Below are 16549 nucleotides of genomic sequence, written 5' to 3'. Positions count from 1 at the left end.
CTGGCCAGCACCAGAGCTCGACTGCCTTACGGGGGGCTGATCACCATCATCGAAATGTATGCCAGCGCGTCCGTGGCAGCCAGAACAGACCAGCTGCTCCTGAATCTTCAGGCCGCCTCCGGCGCCCAGCCCCGCTGGCGATGAACGTCCTCGGTCCAGCCGCTGCAGCTGCTGATGAGGTGCTCGCCGTGGGCGATTAGGCCCTGATTTAGGTGGCAGGTGAGCAGTGGGATGCACTCGGGCCCTGGGTGGTGGCGGAAGAAGTGGCAGGTCATGCAGACCTGGCGGCTGCGGCTGGAGCGGAGCACCGCCTGGTCCAGCCAGGGCCAGTCCTCGATCTCCTCCTTGCGGAAGGGCTCTAAGCGGGAGAGGGGGAGTGGCACCCTGGCGACTGCTGCATGCGTACGCCTGTACTAGCACGGTATGGGTCTTGGTGCCAGGGGTTCTGCTCTGGCCGCCGCCCTTGGTGGGTGCCCTTGATGGGGCCCCTTGCGGGGCGACTGGGCTGGTCGCCTCAAGCTGCCGCCTATCGGAACCACACTGACCATTACGCACCAACCCCTGAATAGAGAACGCACCCCTGAACTGGCGGCGCTACTCGATGGCAGCAGCGCCGGTGAGCTGATCCCCGAGCTGGCCCGCTACGGCCTGCAGCAGCTGATCGAACTGGAGGCCTCCGCTGTGGTCGGTGCCGATCGCCATGAGCGCAGCGAGGAGCGGGTCAACCAACGCAATGGCTACCGGCCTCGCACCCTGACCACCCAGGTGGGGGATCTCGCCCTGCAGATCCCCAAACTGCGAGCCGGCAGCTTCCTGCCCACGATCCTCGAGCCCCGCCGCAGGGTCGATCAGGCCCTGTACGCGGTGATCATGGAGGCCTACATCAGTGGCGTCTCGACCCGCAAGGTGGATTCCCTAGTGGCGGCGCTGGGTTCCCAGAGCGGCATCTCCAAGTCGCAGGTGAGCCGCATCTGTCAGGACATCGACCAGCAGGTGCAGGCGTTCCTGGGCCGGCCGCTGGAGAGCAGCAGCTACGCCTACGTCTACCTGGATGCCACCTACCTCAAGGGGCGCCTGGGCAAGGCCCAGCAGGTCTGCTCCCGCGCTGTCGTCGTCGCCATGGGGGTCAACGAGGACGGGCGCCGGGAGTTGCTGGGCCTCAAGGTGGGTAACAGTGAGAGCGAGCCCTTCTGGGCGGAGTTCATCTCCCACCTCAAAGAGCGGGGTCTGGGTGGCGTCAAGCTGGTGATCTCTGACGCCCACAGCGGCCTCACCAAGGCGATCCGCAGGCAATTGCAGGGCTGCGTCTGGCAGCGCTGCCGGGTGCATTTTGCCCGCAACCTGCTGCAGTGTGTTCCCAGGGCTCACCAAGGCATGGTCACCGCTGCCCTGCGCAGCGTGTTCGCCCAAGAAACCGCTGAGGAGATCGAGTCGCGCTGGGATGATCTGGCGGCCTCGCTGGCGGAGCGCTTCCCCAAGGCCGCTGCGCTCATGCACGAGGCCAAGGAGGACGTGCTGGCTTTCCGCCACTTCCCCAAGGACCACTGGCGCAAGATCTGGAGCACCAACCTGCTGGAGCGGGTGAACGAGGAGATCAAGCGCCGCACCAGGGTCGTGGGCATTTTTCCCAACGACCCTGCGATCATCCGCCTAGTCGGGGCGGTGTTGCTGGAGCAACACGAGCACTGGCAGCTGGAGGGCCGCCGCATGTTCTCCGCCGAGAGCATGGCGACCATCCCCGAACTGGGCGACACCCCTACCCTCCAGGCCGCCGGCGCCTGAGAGCTGCAGGAAACAGGCCCCAGGTGATCGAGGCTGCAGCGCCTCTACAGGGCGCAGCGGTCTTGATCGCCGCCCGGGGGCCGGGGCAACAACCTGTGGCTGGTGCCAGCCACTCCAGAACACAACACATCCGCGATCGGGCGAAAGACTTGACAAGTCAATCGCCCTTGATTCAAGGTGAAAAAACGAGGTGCATCTGCGCCTCCGGAATGACAGCCCGTCATTCCACCCTGTTCACCCTCTGATCAGGGCATTCGGGCCTCGGGTTTTACACCACGCAAAGGGACGCGGTCCACGCCCCAAATGGGTGCGCTTCCTCTTCCCCCTGCTGGCCGCTCTGCTGGCGACCCAGTTGCTGTTGGCGGCCCCCCTGAGCCGGGCGGATGAGGCCCCGACCCCGGCCTACATCGAACTTGATGGCCGCCGGGTACTTGAGATCCGTATCGCTGCCGGCGCCCAGAACCCAGCGCAGGTGGCGAGGATGGGCAGCCAGCGGCTGGCCGAGCTGGCCGCCAACTATTCGATCAAGCCCGAGCAGATCGTTCTGCAAGAGGACCCGCCATACACCTCCATCGGCGTAATGCGGGACGGCAAGTTTGAGCCCCGCCTCTCAGTGGATGACCGCAACGCGGCCCGCTTTCAGCTCAGCCGCCAGCAGCTGGCCCAGCGCTACCTAGAGCAGATCCGCGCGGCGATCGTGCGCCACCGCCAAACCCACCGGCGGTCGGACTGGTTGCGGGGAACCGCCCTGGCCCTGCTCGCTCTGGTTTTCTACATCCTTTGGCTGCGCGGCCAGATCGCCCTTAACCGGCGCCTGGAACGCTGGATCAACGATCCCACCAATGGCCGGATCCGGGGGCTGCAGGTGGGGGGTAACCAGTGGCTCACCGCCGATCAGGAGCGCAGCCTCCTCGACCCCTTGCGTCGGATCGTTCACGGAGCCTTGCTGCTGCTGGTCAGTTACCTCTCCATTCCCCTATTCCTTGGGCTGTTTCCCCCCACCCAGGCGCTGTCCGAAACCCTGCGGCGCCAGATCACTGACCTGGTGGTAGGCGGCGCCCAGGCCTTTTCGAGGGCCATTCCTGACCTCATCTCCGTGGTGGCGATCCTGGCCCTCAGCGTGCTGCTGATGCGGGCCAGCAACGCCTGGTTCCGGGCGGTGGAGTTGGGCAACCTGCGCCTGAGCTGGTTTTATCCGGAATGGGCCCGGCCCACGGCCCGGCTGGTGGGGATCGGCATTCTGCTGCTCGGCGTTGTGTTGGCCTACCCCTACATCCCAGGGGCCAACAGCAAGGCCTTCCAGGGCGCTGGTCTCTTCGTGGGGCTGCTGGCGGCCCTGGGCTCCAGTGCCGTGGCGGCCAACCTGATCGGGGGGTTGATGCTCACCTACACCCGGGCCTACCAGGAGGGCGACCGGGTCAGCATCAACGGCACCGTAGGCATCGTTCACGACTCCGCCCTGCTGGTGACCCGACTGCGCACACCTCGCAACGAGGTGGTGAGCATCCCCAACGCCACCGTGCTGGGGGCCTCGATCATCAATTACAGCCTGGCCCGCCGGGAGATCGCGGAGCCCGTGGTGATCGCCACCACCGTCACCATCGGCTACGACGTGCCCTGGCGCCAGGTTCACCGGCTGATGCTGGATGCGGCCGGCGCTACAGCAGGCATCAGCCAGGAGAGGCCCCCGTTCGTGCTCCAGACCTCACTGAACGACTTCCACATCAGCTACGAGCTCAACGCCTACGTGGAGGATGTGGACACCTACCGCAGCACCCTCTCAGATCTGCTGGGGGTCATCCAGGATCAGTTCGCCGGCGCTGGCGTCGAGATCCTCTCTCCCGGCTACCACGCCATGCGCAACGGCAACGGGAGCACGGTGCCCCCCTGGCCTGCCGAGTCCTTTGGCACCCCGCCCCCCACTCCGCCCCGCTGCTGAACAGCACCAGACTGGGCCTAATACCTAATGGGGGAGAGAACCCGTCATGCCCGAGCCTGCAGCGCCCACCCCTGGCCCCGAGCCGTTGGACCTGCCGGCTGGCGTGCACCAGCTCTGCAGCTGCGGCCGCAGCCATCACGGCTGGTTTTGCGATGGCACCCACCTGGGCACCGGCCGTGTCTCCTACGAGCTGCGGCTGAACAAGCCCGCCACGGTACCGATGTGCAGTTGCGGCCACTCCCGCCGCTACCCCCTCTGCGACGGCAGCCATGGGGCACCAGCACCCAGGCCCTGGTGGCGGCCATGGGGATGAGCGGCTCGAAGACCTCCGCTACGACCGCTGGATCCAGGCACAGGAGGTGATCCTCGGAGAGCTCATGCACGGCACGGAGCGCTGCAGGGAAGTGATGAGCGAGCAGGCGATCAAGCTCGGCACTCAGAAGCCCATGGCCTGAGCTACAGCAGGCCACAAAACATTTCCATTCTCCTCCGATCTGCAGCCAGAGGCAATGCGTGTAAAGGCCGATTGTGCTGAGCCGCTGGCCCAGCGATGCTGTGCTCATCAACCCAGGAGGCGCCCAACATGGACGACACGCCACCCCGCCAGGTTCAAGAAGCACGCTGACTGCCGGCCCCTGCTCCAACAGTCTTTATTTATCTTTGGGCGGGTCGTTCAGCCGGGCAAGAGAGCAGCATTCCCCACTGCAGCTCAACCTTGTGCGCCTGACTGATCGACACTCCAGCCGCACCGCCGCAGGTGCCCACAGGAGGAGCATCCGCCGCACACCTGGAATGCATGGCCCCAGGTGCCAACGCCAGCAGCTTCTATCGGCCGCCAATTGAATTTTCTTACCCAGCGCCCCTGAGGATTACCTCAGGGGTTTTGTTTTGTAGGTCGTCATAGGCCGGGTTGCCAGGTGTCAACTAGGCAACCGCCGCCGCGTACATAATTCTCGCCGCTGCGCCAGGGGGAACCAAATGACTAGACAAGTGGCAAAACCGCCCTACGCACCTCCACCACGAGAGCCCGGCTTCCCACCACCAGCTCGACCACCACGGCCAGATAGCCGAGGCATGGCCAGCGCCCTGTGTGGTCACAGATTCAACCGACGACATCAGCTTTAGGCTCTGGGCCCCCCGGCGCAACACCGATTACGGCAAGGTGCCAGGAATGGATCAGGCGGCAGGGGAGTTAGAGACAGCCCTGGCCCCACTGTGGCGCTTGATGAGTTTCTTAGGCTTGCGGCTGTATCAGAAGGCAGACGTGATGCAGAGAATGGGGAGAGGGGCCGGGACTGACTCCACGCTGTCAGCTCAGCTCCATTGGCTGCGGGTCAGTGAAAGGGCAGGATAGAAAACAAACAAGATCTTCCGTTAACGAAAACCAAGGGGCAACAATGTATCAGCCAAAGACCACTCGCCTGCTTAGCTGCACATCGCTCGTTGCAGCCTTTGGGCTGCTGCCAGCATTGATTCCGATTGCCCACGCCCAGGAAGTCGGGATCAAGAGGGTGATGCTGACACCGAGCGAGATGGAATGGAAGGCATTGCCAGCCCCAGCTGGCGCAAAAGCCTCAGACCTGATCGGTAGCAGAACACAGCCAGGGTTTTATGTCCAGAGAGTCAGCTATCCCGCCAACTTCATCAACTATCCACACTCCCATCCAGAGAATAGGACTTACACCGTGATCTCCGGAACCCTTTATGTGGGCTTCGGAAGTCACCTCGCCCCCTCTTAGCTGAAGGCCCTGCCGCCTGGCAGCTTCTGGACTGAGCCCGCCAATCTCAACCACTTTCTTGTAACCAGAGATGAACCGGTGGTCTTTCAGATCACAGGCATCGCCCCATCGGGTATAACCTATGGGGACCTCGAAAAATCAAGAATTTCACACCTACAGCCGCTTGCAAAAAAAAACGCCTTGCGGCGCCAAACGATCTAATAATTTGCACAACAAAACGACTAAATTGAATCAGGCAGCCTCATGAAAATTATTACTCATGCGAGTGCAAATGCACGATTTGCTCTTAGAATATATCGCAAGAAGTTAAATGTCAGATTCTTGAGACCCCACCATGCTTTGTTTTTCTCAAGCCCAATCTTTCTAGTCATCTTGCCACCCATAGACATGGTCATGCAGCCAAAAACATGTTCCACACAAGCTCTAATTGCTGATTTAATACGGTTACGCTCTTTGGCTGCGTCGCTTAGCGGGTGATTGCGGCTGCCTTTTTCGTGAATGCAACTTTCAAAACCGCCAAGATCCAGTAGGTCTTCAAAGCGCTCGCCTGCAAAGGCAGAATCTGCCCAAACATAATCATCTGTGTTCTCAGGATCGAGGAGCATCGGCAGCATCTGACTGTCATGGATATTGGCCGGTGTCACGGCATAGCGTCTGATAAATCCATGTTCAACGTCGATACAGATACTGTTCTTGTAGCCATAGTGATTGATGCCGTTCTTTTTAACCCATCGCGCATCTAAGTCCTTTTGCTGCAATCGATTTGGGTTTTCGTCCCATCCTTCAGGCATGCGATTCTCTTTAATCTCCTTGTTGTCTTCTCTGCTATTCCGCTGCCGTGGCACTGGAACCAACGTTGCATCAATTATCTGCCCGCCACGGGCTTCGAGGCCTTGGGACCGGAGATAGGCCTCAAACTTTTCAAACAGCTCTTCGATTACCCCAGCCTTACGAAGCCTTTCTCTAAAAAAGGCGATAGTAGTAGCATCGGGAATATCGTTCATTACGCCTAAGCCAACAAACTCTTCAAAAGAACGGCGATCATTTACCTGGAACTCAGTGTCATCATCGCTCAAATTGAAAAGCTGTTGGAGCACCAGCATTTTGAAGAGGATCAGAGGATCAATTCTCCGCCGACCAGCATTGCTTTTCCGCTCTTGCGCATAACCTCTTTCGAGCAGTGGGCGAAATGATTCCCAAGGAATCGACTGGGAAAGTCGCTCAAGAACAGGTTTTTTAGTTTTGAGCTTTTCAACCCTCTGCTGCTCGTCCCAGAAGCCTCTCTGGCCCATACCAGGTATGCAATTAACTATCCAAATTATAAGCTATTGTCGCCTCAACGCAAGGGCTGGTCGTATTTTTCGAGGTGCCCCTATGTAAGTCCAGCCCACGATCCTCGATTGACGCAGTCTTAGAACGAGCGAGGAGGGAAAAATATTGGCAATTTTAGTCACTAAGTCAAGTCATTTTTTGCCTTCTTATATCCAGCTTTAATCCCTATTGAGGTCACCCCTTAGAGCTCAGTCGGTGGGACATCACTGCCCAGCGGGAGCGGGTTCTGGCGGTAGCGCGGGCGAGGCATGGCACTCGCCGTATGACTACTGAGCATTGTCCAATGAGGGACTCCTGAAAAGTCGAACGGCCCGCAGGATCCGATTGCAGCCGAATAGCAGGTCGTAGTCGGCTCAAATGCACGGTTATCCAGTGGCCAGTGATCCGTTTGTTTCAAGCCGCCAAATGTTCCCGAGCCCCTCAAGAGGCAACTGGCCATTTCCAGGTGCATAACCAGGCAAAAATAGTGATAAAAAAATAGGCGGAGGGGCCTCCGGATCTTCTCTGCCCACATCACCACAAAAGCCATGGAGATGGAGTTCTCTGCAACTTTGCTCAGCCAAGCCATAATTAAACTTAGTGAATACTTTCTCTTCCCTGATCCAAAGCATCATTCCACTTCGTTTCGCCTCCGCTAGTCTGCGCTTAGCTGTAGCTTTTGAGGAGCGCTGTTCTCTCGCATCAAGGAGGAGAAGATCACCCAGCGGTTGTCCGTGTCCAGCGTGCCGCCAAAAGGCACATGAAAATCCTTGATTGAGAGCTGGCCGTTATGGAGTTTCCGGTACATCTGCATTGCTCAGCAACTTAGCAATCGTCGATTGCCTTCTCAAGGCAAGTTAATCGGGCCTTGATCGCTGAAACAAGCCGCGCTGCAGTCGATCTGGCTTTTTCAGGAGTCCCTAGCTGATTGTCGCCGCGCAGGTGCAGGTGGCCAATTGGCTCGGCGTGACTGAAGCGAGCGTGAAGCAGACCGAGCTCACCCCGGTTGTTGATGCAGTCACCATCGGACGGTCTCGGGGGCAGGCAAGCTTCTCCTCCCAGGCGGCCACCGCTTGTGATCTGCGGCTAAGGCTCTTCATGAACCGCTCGCCGCCGAGCACCTGGGCAACGGCATCACCTGCCGCCCGATTTGCCGACACTGGATTTCCAGTGGCCGTTCACGCCAACGGCCGCCCCTTCCAGGTCCAACCGCGGCCGCTGAGGGTGCGCCATACCGACACCGGGCCGATCGCGGCCACCACCAGGGCACCGGCTCCAATCAGCCACCAGAGGGTCAGCGGCACCTGGAAGTGGCGGCGGGTCCACAGGCGCAGGACCAGCTGTAGGCCGATTCCCGTCAGGGCGAGGGCCAGGGCGGCCAGCAGCACCAGCCGCTGATTCGGCAGCAGCACTGCGGCGAAGGCCGCAGCCGGTGTCATGAGCCAAGGGCCGCTGAACATCAGCAGCACCACCGAGGAGGCCGCCAGGGCTCTGGCCACATCACCATCGAGGCCCAGCAGCCAGTTCTTGGTCCAGCCCTCCCACAGGGAGGTGAAATCGCTGTACATGCGCAGCTCGAGCGCATCCAACCCCAGCAGGTAACGCAGGCGATGGCCGCCTTGCTTGATCCGCCGCGCCAGAGCCAGGTCCTCCACCACCTCCGCCGCCAGGGCCCTGTGGCCGCCGATAGCCGCGTAGGCGCTGCGGCGGAACAGCATGAACGGCCCGGCGGCGAACGCCACCGGACTGGCGGGATCATTGGCGGCCTCAATCGGAAAGCCGAGCCCCAACAGGCTGACCATGATTGGCTGCACCATCCACTCCGCCAGGCAGCCGCAGCTCAGTCGCGGCGCGAGGCTCAGCAGGTCCGCCCCGTCAGCACTCGCCTGGGCTAGGGCGCGCCGCAGGGTGGCTGGCTGCAGGCTCACATCGGCATCTACGAACAGCACCCAGTCACTGCTCACCTGCTCAATGGCACGGCTGCAGGCCCAGTTCTTGCCCACCCAGCGCTCGTCCTCCGGCCGGGCCCCGGCGTCGAGCAGTGAGAAGCGGGGCTCCGTGGCACCGCAGGCTCCTGCCGCCGCCTCGGCGATCGCCACCGTGGCATCGCTGGAGCGATCGTCCACCAGCAACACCCGCCAGTCGCCGCAGGGGTTCTCGCTGCGCAGTAGGCTGGTGAGGCAGGCGGCGATGTTGGTCGCTTCGTTGTAGGTGGGCACCACCACAGTGAGCGAGGTGCTGGCCAGGGCCTCTGACGCTTCAGTTCCCGGCTCTGGCTGCTCCATCAGCCTGGGCGCCTGCTCAAACCCCCGCGCCAGGCCGGCGATCAGAGTCAGCAGGCCAAGGGCGGCGGCGGCGGCTAGTGACAGCAGCGCCCAGGCGAGGGCCGTGGCTGGATCCATGCCATAGCCCTCAAGTCGTTCTGACCATGGTGGCCCGACCGGCTCCACATTTACGAGTCTTTGATCGCCGCCGTGGCCAATCTGGAATGTCAGCAGCGATCAGCACGGGCACATGCCCAGCCCAGAAGCATTTCAGAGGCATGACCACGTAGGGATATAAATGCTTACCAGTCTCTGGCCACATCCCATCTGCGGTGAAGATCTGAGGGCTTCTGGGCCCGTTCGCAGCGGCCATGGATTTCCCACCAAACCATCAGTGCTGCAGGAGCTTCTTAAGGGGACCTCGAAAAATCAAGAATTTCACACCTACAGCCGCTTGCAAAAAAAACGCCTTGCGGCGCCAAACGATCTAATAATTTGCACAACAAAACGACTAAATTGAATCAGGCAGCCTCATGAAAATTATTACTCATGCGAGTGCAAATGCACGATTTGCCTGCGTCCCCCGCAGTGGTGTAATTCCCCTGGGCCTCAGCCCCGGCGTAGCCGGGGCTGAGCGTCCGCACCTCAAGCGATCGGCTCAGCGGCTGGCGTTGCAAGGGGCGGGGCACCCCGCGAATTCAGCGCCTCGGGCGCTGGATTCGTGGGGACCCCGGGTGGGCAGGCCCGTTTCCCTGGTTCGAGTACCACCTCAACCAGACGAACCATGCCCAAGCACCATGCTGCCGTGCCTGAACTGGCGGCGCTACTCGATGGCAGCAGCGCCGGTGAGCTGATCCCCGAGCTGGCCCGCTACGGCCTGCAGCAGCTGATCGAACTGGAGGCCTCCGCTGTGGTCGGTGCCGATCGCCATGAGCGCAGCGAGGAGCGGGTCAACCAACGCAATGGCTACCGGCCTCGCACCCTGACCACCCAGGTGGGGGATCTCGCCCTGCAGATCCCCAAACTGCGAGCCGGCAGCTTCCTGCCCACGATCCTCGAGCCCCGCCGCAGGGTCGATCAGGCCCTGTACGCGGTGATCATGGAGGCCTACATCAGTGGCGTCTCGACCCGCAAGGTGGATTCCCTAGTGGCGGCGCTGGGTTCCCAGAGCGGCATCTCCAAGTCGCAGGTGAGCCGCATCTGTCAGGACATCGACCAGCAGGTGCAGGCGTTCCTGGGCCGGCCGCTGGAGAGCAGCAGCTACGCCTACGTCTACCTGGATGCCACCTACCTCAAGGGGCGCCTGGGCAAGGCCCAGCAGGTCTGCTCCCGCGCTGTCGTCGTCGCCATGGGGGTCAACGAGGACGGGCGCCGGGAGTTGCTGGGCCTCAAGGTGGGTAACAGTGAGAGCGAGCCCTTCTGGGCGGAGTTCATCTCCCACCTCAAAGAGCGGGGTCTGGGTGGCGTCAAGCTGGTGATCTCTGACGCCCACAGCGGCCTCACCAAGGCGATCCGCAGGCAATTGCAGGGCTGCGTCTGGCAGCGCTGCCGGGTGCATTTTGCCCGCAACCTGCTGCAGTGTGTTCCCAGGGCTCACCAAGGCATGGTCACCGCTGCCCTGCGCAGCGTGTTCGCCCAAGAAACCGCTGAGGAGATCGAGTCGCGCTGGGATGATCTGGCGGCCTCGCTGGCGGAGCGCTTCCCCAAGGCCGCTGCGCTCATGCACGAGGCCAAGGAGGACGTGCTGGCTTTCCGCCACTTCCCCAAGGACCACTGGCGCAAGATCTGGAGCACCAACCTGCTGGAGCGGGTGAACGAGGAGATCAAGCGCCGCACCAGGGTCGTGGGCATTTTTCCCAACGACCCTGCGATCATCCGCCTAGTCGGGGCGGTGTTGCTGGAGCAACACGAGCACTGGCAGCTGGAGGGCCGCCGCATGTTCTCCGCCGAGAGCATGGCGACCATCCCCGAACTGGGCGACACCCCTACCCTCCAGGCCGCCGGCGCCTGAGAGCTGCAGGAAACAGGCCCCAGGTGATCGAGGCTGCAGCGCCTCTACAGGGCGCAGCGGTCTTGATCGCCGCCCGGGGGCCGGGGCAACAACCTGTGGCTGGTGCCAGCCACTCCAGAACACAACACATCCGCGATCGGGCGAAAGACTTGACAAGTCAATCGCCCTTGATTCAAGGTGAAAAAACGAGGTGCATCTGCGCCTCCGGAATGACAGCCCGTCATTCCACCCTGTTCACCCTCTGATCAGGGCATTCGGGCCTCGGGTTTTACACCACGCAAAGGGACGCGGTCCACGATTTGCTCTTAGAAGATATCGCAAGAAGTTAAATGTCAGATTCTTGAGACCCCACCATGCTTTGTTTTTCTCAAGCCCAATCTTTCTAGTCATCTTGCCACCCATAGACATGGTCATGCAGCCAAAAACATGTTCCACACAAGCTCTAATTGCTGATTTAATACGGTTACGCTCTTTGGCTGCGTCGCTTAGCGGGTGATTGCGGCTGCCTTTTTCGTGAATGCAACTTTCAAAACCGCCAAGATCCAGTAGGTCTTCAAAGCGCTCGCCTGCAAAGGCAGAATCTGCCCAAACATAATCATCTGTGTTCTCAGGATCGAGGAGCATCGGCAGCATCTGACTGTCATGGATATTGGCCGGTGTCACGGCATAGCGTCTGATAAATCCATGTTCAACGTCGATACAGATACTGTTCTTGTAGCCATAGTGATTGATGCCGTTCTTTTTAACCCATCGCGCATCTAAGTCCTTTTGCTGCAATCGATTTGGGTTTTCGTCCCATCCTTCAGGCATGCGATTCTCTTTAATCTCCTTGTTGTCTTCTCTGCTATTCCGCTGCCGTGGCACTGGAACCAACGTTGCATCAATTATCTGCCCGCCACGGGCTTCGAGGCCTTGGGACCGGAGATAGGCCTCAAACTTTTCAAACAGCTCTTCGATTACCCCAGCCTTACGAAGCCTTTCTCTAAAAAAGGCGATAGTAGTAGCATCGGGAATATCGTTCATTACGCCTAAGCCAACAAACTCTTCAAAAGAACGGCGATCATTTACCTGGAACTCAGTGTCATCATCGCTCAAATTGAAAAGCTGTTGGAGCACCAGCATTTTGAAGAAGATCAGAGGATCAATTCTCCGCCGACCAGCATTGCTTTTCCGCTCTTGCGCATAACCTCTTTCGAGCAGTGGGCGAAATGATTCCCAAGGAATCGACTGGGAAAGTCGCTCAAGAACAGGTTTTTTAGTTTTGAGCTTTTCAACCCTCTGCTGCTCGTCCCAGAAGCCTCTCTGGCCCATACCAGGTATGCAATTAACTATCCAAATTATAAGCTATTGTCGCCTCAACGCAAGGGCTGGTCGTATTTTTCGAGGTGCCCTTAATGTCAGCTGGACCACTCACTCCCTGGCGGAAGCGAGTACAACTTCGATCGCATCCACCGCTCCATGGGCTCCACCGGCTTCAGTAGCTTCCTGGGCGAGAGCTGCGGCCGAGATACGAAACGATGGCTGCTCCAAAACTCTTCTGACAGCAGACCTAATGGCCGATGGTTCCGGAGTTGCCGTTCCCAGATCAATCGATGCACCGGTCAGCTGCAATCGCGCACAGACCTCAGGCTTGTCCTCGCTCTCACCAGCGGTGACCATCGGAATCCCATGGTGCAGTGCCGCCTGCACACCCTGAAACCCACCGTTGGTCACAACCACGGAGACTTTCGGCAGCAGTACGCCATAGGGGATGTAACCCGCCGCCCTGGCATTGGGCGGCAGTGGACCGAGGGCATCAAGTCCCCCATCAAGGCGGCCTGTGCTGGCCACAACCAGCACGGGCTCATCCGCAAGTGCCTCAAGCGTGGGGCGCAGGAGCTGAGCTGGATCATTGCTGATGGTGCCCTGACTGACATGAACCACCGTGGCGTGATCGAGTTCACCCCACCACGGCGGAGGTGTGAACGCCTCCTCATGGTTCTCCAGCAGAGGTCCTACAAAGAGCACCTGGCGTGGACAGTCTGCCCTTGGATACTCAAAGCTCCGCACCGTGCAGCTGAGAACGAGGTGCGGTGAGACAACATCAAACAGCCAGGGCCGCCTCGGTGGCAGCGACAGAGCTGCCCTGGCTTGATCAGCGCGGCGGCGCAGCGATCGGAACAGCACGTTGCGGACCAGACCCTGCAGCAGTCGGTTGCGGATCCGGCCCAGCCAGGAATCATTCGGAGGCAATGAAAGCCCGAACGGTGCCAGCGCGCGACTGGGCAACGTCAAGACCGTGCAACACAACTGAACCCAGGGACGCCCGGTGCATTCCGACCACCAGGCACCCGCCATCAGAAAGCTGTCGCACACCAGAAGGTCAACTGGAGACTCCTCGTGCAGGTGGATCAGATCCCTGCAGAAGCCCTCGGAGGGACCGATGAAGAACGCCCCTAAATCAAAGCGCAACTTGGCAAGACCGCGCAGTCGATCACGATCAGCCTGCAGGTTTTCGGGCACAAGATCAGGGCGGGAGTAATCAAAGCCCTGCTGGAAACCACAAAATTCAGCACCCGTACTCTCAACGCGGTCCCGAAAGGCCGCGCCAGCCAGCCAGCGCACTCGATGACCACGGCTAACAAGCTCCCGGGCAAGGGCCAGCATCGGCTTGACATGGCCTAATACAGGGACAGACAGAAGAAGGATTTCGGCCACAGGCTGTTCAGATCACGTCTTTGAATGATGGTTAATCGCTTCTTCCACCGCAGTAGTGGCATCTCGCTGCCGAACTCCAGCCGCTACCAAGCTGGATCAACTCGGCGCAGCCATGCACATCACCAATGGCCACCACGGGAACCGTGGTGATGGTGGGCAGAGTGGAATAAGCAGCGAGAGGCCGATGATCAGCCAGATGCCGGCGTTCCTCAGCCAGAACGGATGCTCGGCCAACCACTGCAGCCAACCCGGTAGTTGATCGCGCCACTGCTCCAGCATCGCCAGTTGCAGCAAAACCAGAAGGCGCTGATGGGCGCACAGGACCAAGGGCACACGTTCAACTACCACCGGATAGGGAGTGATCAGCCGGGCTTATCGGTGCCATCAGCCCTGCTGCTGGCCAATTGTGGCCCGGAAATGACTTGAAAGTGTGAACAGGTGTTAAGTTCAGATGAGCGGGCGGTTTCCTGCTCCGCACCTACCTACCGCTTTCCTGCTGAGCCTTCCGGCCCAGATCTGGCGAGCACTTCCCCATCCGTTCTCATGACAACCACTATTCAGCAGCGCCAAGGCGCTTCTGCGTGGAACCAGTTTTGCGACTGGGTCACCTCCACCAACAACCGCCTCTACGTGGGCTGGTTCGGTGTGCTGATGATCCCCTGCCTGCTGGCTGCCACCATCTGCTTCATCGTGGCCTTCATCGCCGCACCCCCTGTCGACATCGACGGCATCCGTGAGCCCGTAGCTGGCTCCCTGATGTATGGCAACAACATCATCTCCGGTGCCGTTGTGCCCTCCAGCAACGCCATCGGCCTGCACTTCTACCCCATCTGGGAAGCCGCCAGCCTCGATGAGTGGCTGTACAACGGTGGGCCTTTCCAGCTGGTGGTCTTCCACTTCCTGATCGGCATCTACGCCTACATGGGCCGCGAGTGGGAACTCTCCTACCGCTTGGGCATGCGCCCCTGGATCTGCGTTGCCTACAGCGCCCCTGTGGCAGCAGCGTCTGCTGTGTTCCTGGTGTATCCCTTCGGTCAGGGCTCCTTCTCGGATGCCATGCCCCTGGGTATCTCCGGCACCTTCAACTACATGTTGGTGTTCCAGGCTGAGCACAACATCCTGATGCACCCCTTCCACATGCTGGGTGTGGCTGGTGTCTTCGGTGGCAGCCTGTTCTCTGCCATGCACGGTTCGCTGGTTACTTCTTCGCTGGTTCGTGAGACCACCGAGAGCGAGAGCCAGAACTACGGCTACAAGTTTGGCCAAGAGGAAGAGACCTACAATATCGTGGCTGCCCACGGTTACTTCGGTCGCCTGATCTTCCAATACGCCTCGTTCAACAACAGCCGCAGCCTCCACTTCTTCCTGGCTGCCTGGCCCGTGGTTGGCATCTGGTTCACCGCCCTGGGCGTGAGCACGATGGCCTTCAACCTGAACGGTTTCAACTTCAACCAGTCGATCCTCGACGGCCAAGGCCGCGTGGTGAACACCTGGGCAGACGTGCTGAACCGCGCTGGTCTGGGTATGGAAGTGATGCACGAGCGCAACGCTCACAACTTCCCGCTTGACCTGGCTGCTGCCACCGCCACCCCCGTGGCACTGACCGCACCGGCTATTGGCTGAGGCTTTACAACCTGGCTAACGCCAACCCATAAACGGAATCCCCTCGGCCCCCTCGCAAGAAGGGGCTTTTTTATTGGCGGCCCTTTTTATAGCGGCCCTTTGATATTCCCACCAACAGATGGGCTACCGCCGCATAAGCAATGCCGCTTCAACAGTGAGGCCCGGCCCGAAGCCCAAGGCAAGACATGGTCCATGGCCGGCCGTGGCGCGTAGTCGCTCCAGAATGAACAGAATCGTGGCCGATGACATGTTGCCGAATTGGCGCAACACCGCGGCGGAAAGATCGATTTGAGCCGGTTCCAACCCGGCGCTCTTGAGCACCGCCCTGAGAATGCGGGGGCCGCCGGGATGCACGGCCCAGGTTTCCACCTGAGGCAAGGCCAGGCCCTGGGTCGCCAGCCAGCACTCCAGCCATGGAATCAGATCGGCCGCGATGCGACTGGGCACTTTGGGCGAGAGCACCATTGAAAAACCATGATCCCCAATGACCCATCCCATCAGCTCTTCGCTGCCAGGAAGCACCGTCGAGGCAGAGCTGACCAGCTGCAATCCCTTGTTCCTGCTCGAGCCGCCGCCACCGCCTGCCGAACCCACCGCCACCACAGCACCGGCCCCATCGGCGAACAGGGCATTGGCCACGATGTGGTCCGGGTCCCAGCCCTCCTGCAGGTGAAGGCTGCACAGTTCCACCGCACACAGCAGCACGCAGGCACTGGGATCGGCCTCTACAAAGGCCCGCGCCACCCTCAGTCCGTTGAACGCCCCGTGGCAGCCCATAAAACCCACATGGGTTCGGGCCACATCCATCGCCAGCGGCAGGCTGGCTATTAGGGCCAGGTCGAAACCAGGGGCGCCGAAGCCCGTGCACGACACGGTGATCAGGTGAGTGATCGCCCTTGGCTCGATGCCGGCATCCTCAAGGGCCAGGCGGGAAGCTCCCAGGGCCAGCTCCAGCGCCGCGGGCTGGTAGCGCCTCATTCGCTCGGCTGTGGAGGGGTTGGTGGCATCAGGCAGGGGGATGCAGTGGCGATGCGCCACGCCCGAGCGCTGGTAGATCCGCTCCAGCAGGAGTTGTTGGCGGGGGCTGGCATCGCGCATTTGCGGTGCCAGTTCCAGCGTTTCCCGCTGGCTGAGGCGCCTCTGCGGCACCGCTGTGCCAAGACCAATCAAGGACAGGGGCATG

General features: G+C 60.6%; 14 protein-coding genes and 1 pseudogene. 6 read left to right on the top strand and 9 right to left on the bottom strand.

The window, feature by feature from the left end; genetic code table 11:
* Window positions 1–107: 107 nt before the first annotated feature.
* Window positions 108–383, bottom strand: a complete 276-nt coding sequence (locus H8F27_RS15970; RefSeq protein WP_197149403.1) for a galactose oxidase — start codon at window positions 381–383, stop codon at window positions 108–110.
* Window positions 384–561: 178 nt separating this feature from the next.
* On the opposite strand from H8F27_RS15970, the gene H8F27_RS15965 reads away from it, so the two are divergent.
* The 4 genes from H8F27_RS15965 (at window position 562) to H8F27_RS15950 (ending at window position 4176) form a co-directional block, all read left to right on the top strand.
* Window positions 562–1782, top strand: a complete 1221-nt coding sequence (locus H8F27_RS15965) for an IS256 family transposase (RefSeq protein ID WP_370594526.1) — start codon at window positions 562–564, stop codon at window positions 1780–1782.
* Between the two features lie 307 nt (window positions 1783–2089).
* Window positions 2090–3721 carry a mechanosensitive ion channel family protein gene (locus H8F27_RS15960; protein WP_231596366.1) on the top strand — a complete coding sequence of 544 codons (1632 nt, stop codon included), beginning with the start codon at window positions 2090–2092 and terminating at the stop codon, window positions 3719–3721.
* Between the two features lie 46 nt (window positions 3722–3767).
* Window positions 3768–4034: a CDGSH iron-sulfur domain-containing protein gene (locus H8F27_RS15955; protein WP_197149402.1), complete on the top strand. Its 267-nt coding sequence runs from the start codon at window positions 3768–3770 to the stop codon at window positions 4032–4034.
* The gene (locus tag H8F27_RS15950; protein ID WP_197149400.1) at window positions 3991–4176 is read left to right on the top strand and encodes a hypothetical protein; all 186 of its coding nucleotides are present in this window, start codon (window positions 3991–3993) and stop codon (window positions 4174–4176) included. The genes H8F27_RS15955 and H8F27_RS15950 overlap by 44 nt, the downstream gene beginning before the upstream one ends.
* A 1541-nt stretch (window positions 4177–5717) precedes the next feature.
* Here H8F27_RS15950 and H8F27_RS15945 read toward each other — a convergent pair.
* The 3 genes from H8F27_RS15945 to H8F27_RS15935 form a co-directional block, all read right to left on the bottom strand.
* Window positions 5718–6752: an IS5 family transposase gene (locus tag H8F27_RS15945; RefSeq protein ID WP_197149399.1), complete on the bottom strand. Its 1035-nt coding sequence runs from the start codon at window positions 6750–6752 to the stop codon at window positions 5718–5720.
* 674 nt (window positions 6753–7426) lie between these two features.
* Complete coding sequence (locus tag H8F27_RS15940) at window positions 7427–7579, bottom strand: hypothetical protein (RefSeq protein ID WP_197149398.1); 153 nt, start codon at window positions 7577–7579, stop codon at window positions 7427–7429.
* 370 nt (window positions 7580–7949) lie between these two features.
* Window positions 7950–9173, bottom strand: a complete 1224-nt coding sequence (locus H8F27_RS15935) for a glycosyltransferase family 2 protein (protein WP_197149397.1) — start codon at window positions 9171–9173, stop codon at window positions 7950–7952.
* Between the two features lie 646 nt (window positions 9174–9819).
* Here H8F27_RS15935 and H8F27_RS15930 point away from each other — a divergent pair.
* Window positions 9820–11046 carry an IS256 family transposase gene (locus H8F27_RS15930; protein ID WP_197147971.1) on the top strand — a complete coding sequence of 409 codons (1227 nt, stop codon included), beginning with the start codon at window positions 9820–9822 and terminating at the stop codon, window positions 11044–11046.
* 234 nt (window positions 11047–11280) lie between these two features.
* Here H8F27_RS15930 and H8F27_RS15925 read toward each other — a convergent pair whose 3' ends face one another.
* The 4 genes and pseudogenes from H8F27_RS15925 to H8F27_RS17805 all read right to left on the bottom strand — a co-directional run bounded on the left by H8F27_RS15925 (window position 11281) and on the right by H8F27_RS17805 (window position 14070).
* Window positions 11281–12357, bottom strand: coding sequence for an IS5 family transposase (locus H8F27_RS15925; protein ID WP_231596365.1), 1077 nt, complete (start codon window positions 12355–12357; stop codon window positions 11281–11283).
* A gap of 99 nt (window positions 12358–12456) precedes the next feature.
* Window positions 12457–13548, bottom strand: coding sequence for a glycosyltransferase (locus H8F27_RS15920; RefSeq protein ID WP_370594525.1), 1092 nt, complete (start codon window positions 13546–13548; stop codon window positions 12457–12459).
* A 27-nt stretch (window positions 13549–13575) separates the two neighbouring features.
* Window positions 13576–13743 (bottom strand): annotated as a pseudogene (locus H8F27_RS18375) (glycosyltransferase); the annotation flags it as partial.
* 96 nt (window positions 13744–13839) lie between these two features.
* A complete protein-coding gene (locus tag H8F27_RS17805; RefSeq protein WP_231596364.1) occupies window positions 13840–14070 on the bottom strand; it encodes a hypothetical protein in 231 nt (76 codons plus the stop codon).
* Window positions 14071–14286: 216 nt separating this feature from the next.
* Between H8F27_RS17805 and psbA the strand changes: the two genes are divergently transcribed.
* Window positions 14287–15366, top strand: coding sequence for a photosystem II q(b) protein (psbA, locus tag H8F27_RS15910; protein WP_197147936.1), 1080 nt, complete (start codon window positions 14287–14289; stop codon window positions 15364–15366).
* A gap of 123 nt (window positions 15367–15489) precedes the next feature.
* On the opposite strand, the gene H8F27_RS15905 is transcribed toward psbA, so the two are convergent.
* Window positions 15490–16548, bottom strand: coding sequence for a type III polyketide synthase (locus H8F27_RS15905; RefSeq protein WP_197149392.1), 1059 nt, complete (start codon window positions 16546–16548; stop codon window positions 15490–15492).
* Window position 16549 lies beyond the last annotated feature (1 nt).

Origin of the sequence: Synechococcus sp. CBW1108, from assembly GCF_015840335.1 — a bacterium.
In the GTDB taxonomy this organism is placed as follows: domain Bacteria; phylum Cyanobacteriota; class Cyanobacteriia; order PCC-6307; family Cyanobiaceae; genus Cyanobium_A.
The sequence above is the reverse complement of the archived record's forward strand: the minus strand, read 5'-3'. Positions and strand labels throughout refer to the sequence as shown.

Bases quoted from the DNA above. Each gene is read 5' to 3' on its own strand.
- H8F27_RS15935 (WP_197149397.1), bottom strand. From the start codon at position 9,173: ATGGATCCAGCCACGGCCCTCGCCTGGGCGCTGCTGTCACTAGCCGCC.
- H8F27_RS15940 (WP_197149398.1), bottom strand. From the start codon at position 7,579: ATGTACCGGAAACTCCATAACGGCCAGCTCTCAATCAAGGATTTTCAT.
- H8F27_RS15945 (WP_197149399.1), bottom strand. From the start codon at position 6,752: ATGGGCCAGAGAGGCTTCTGGGACGAGCAGCAGAGGGTTGAAAAGCTC.
- H8F27_RS15955 (WP_197149402.1), top strand. From the start codon at position 3,768: ATGCCCGAGCCTGCAGCGCCCACCCCTGGCCCCGAGCCGTTGGACCTG.
- H8F27_RS15925 (WP_231596365.1), bottom strand. From the start codon at position 12,357: ATGGGCCAGAGAGGCTTCTGGGACGAGCAGCAGAGGGTTGAAAAGCTC.
- psbA (WP_197147936.1), top strand. From the start codon at position 14,287: ATGACAACCACTATTCAGCAGCGCCAAGGCGCTTCTGCGTGGAACCAG.
- H8F27_RS15905 (WP_197149392.1), bottom strand. From the start codon at position 16,548: ATGCCCCTGTCCTTGATTGGTCTTGGCACAGCGGTGCCGCAGAGGCGC.
- H8F27_RS15930 (WP_197147971.1), top strand. From the start codon at position 9,820: ATGCCCAAGCACCATGCTGCCGTGCCTGAACTGGCGGCGCTACTCGAT.
- H8F27_RS15950 (WP_197149400.1), top strand. From the start codon at position 3,991: ATGGGGCACCAGCACCCAGGCCCTGGTGGCGGCCATGGGGATGAGCGG.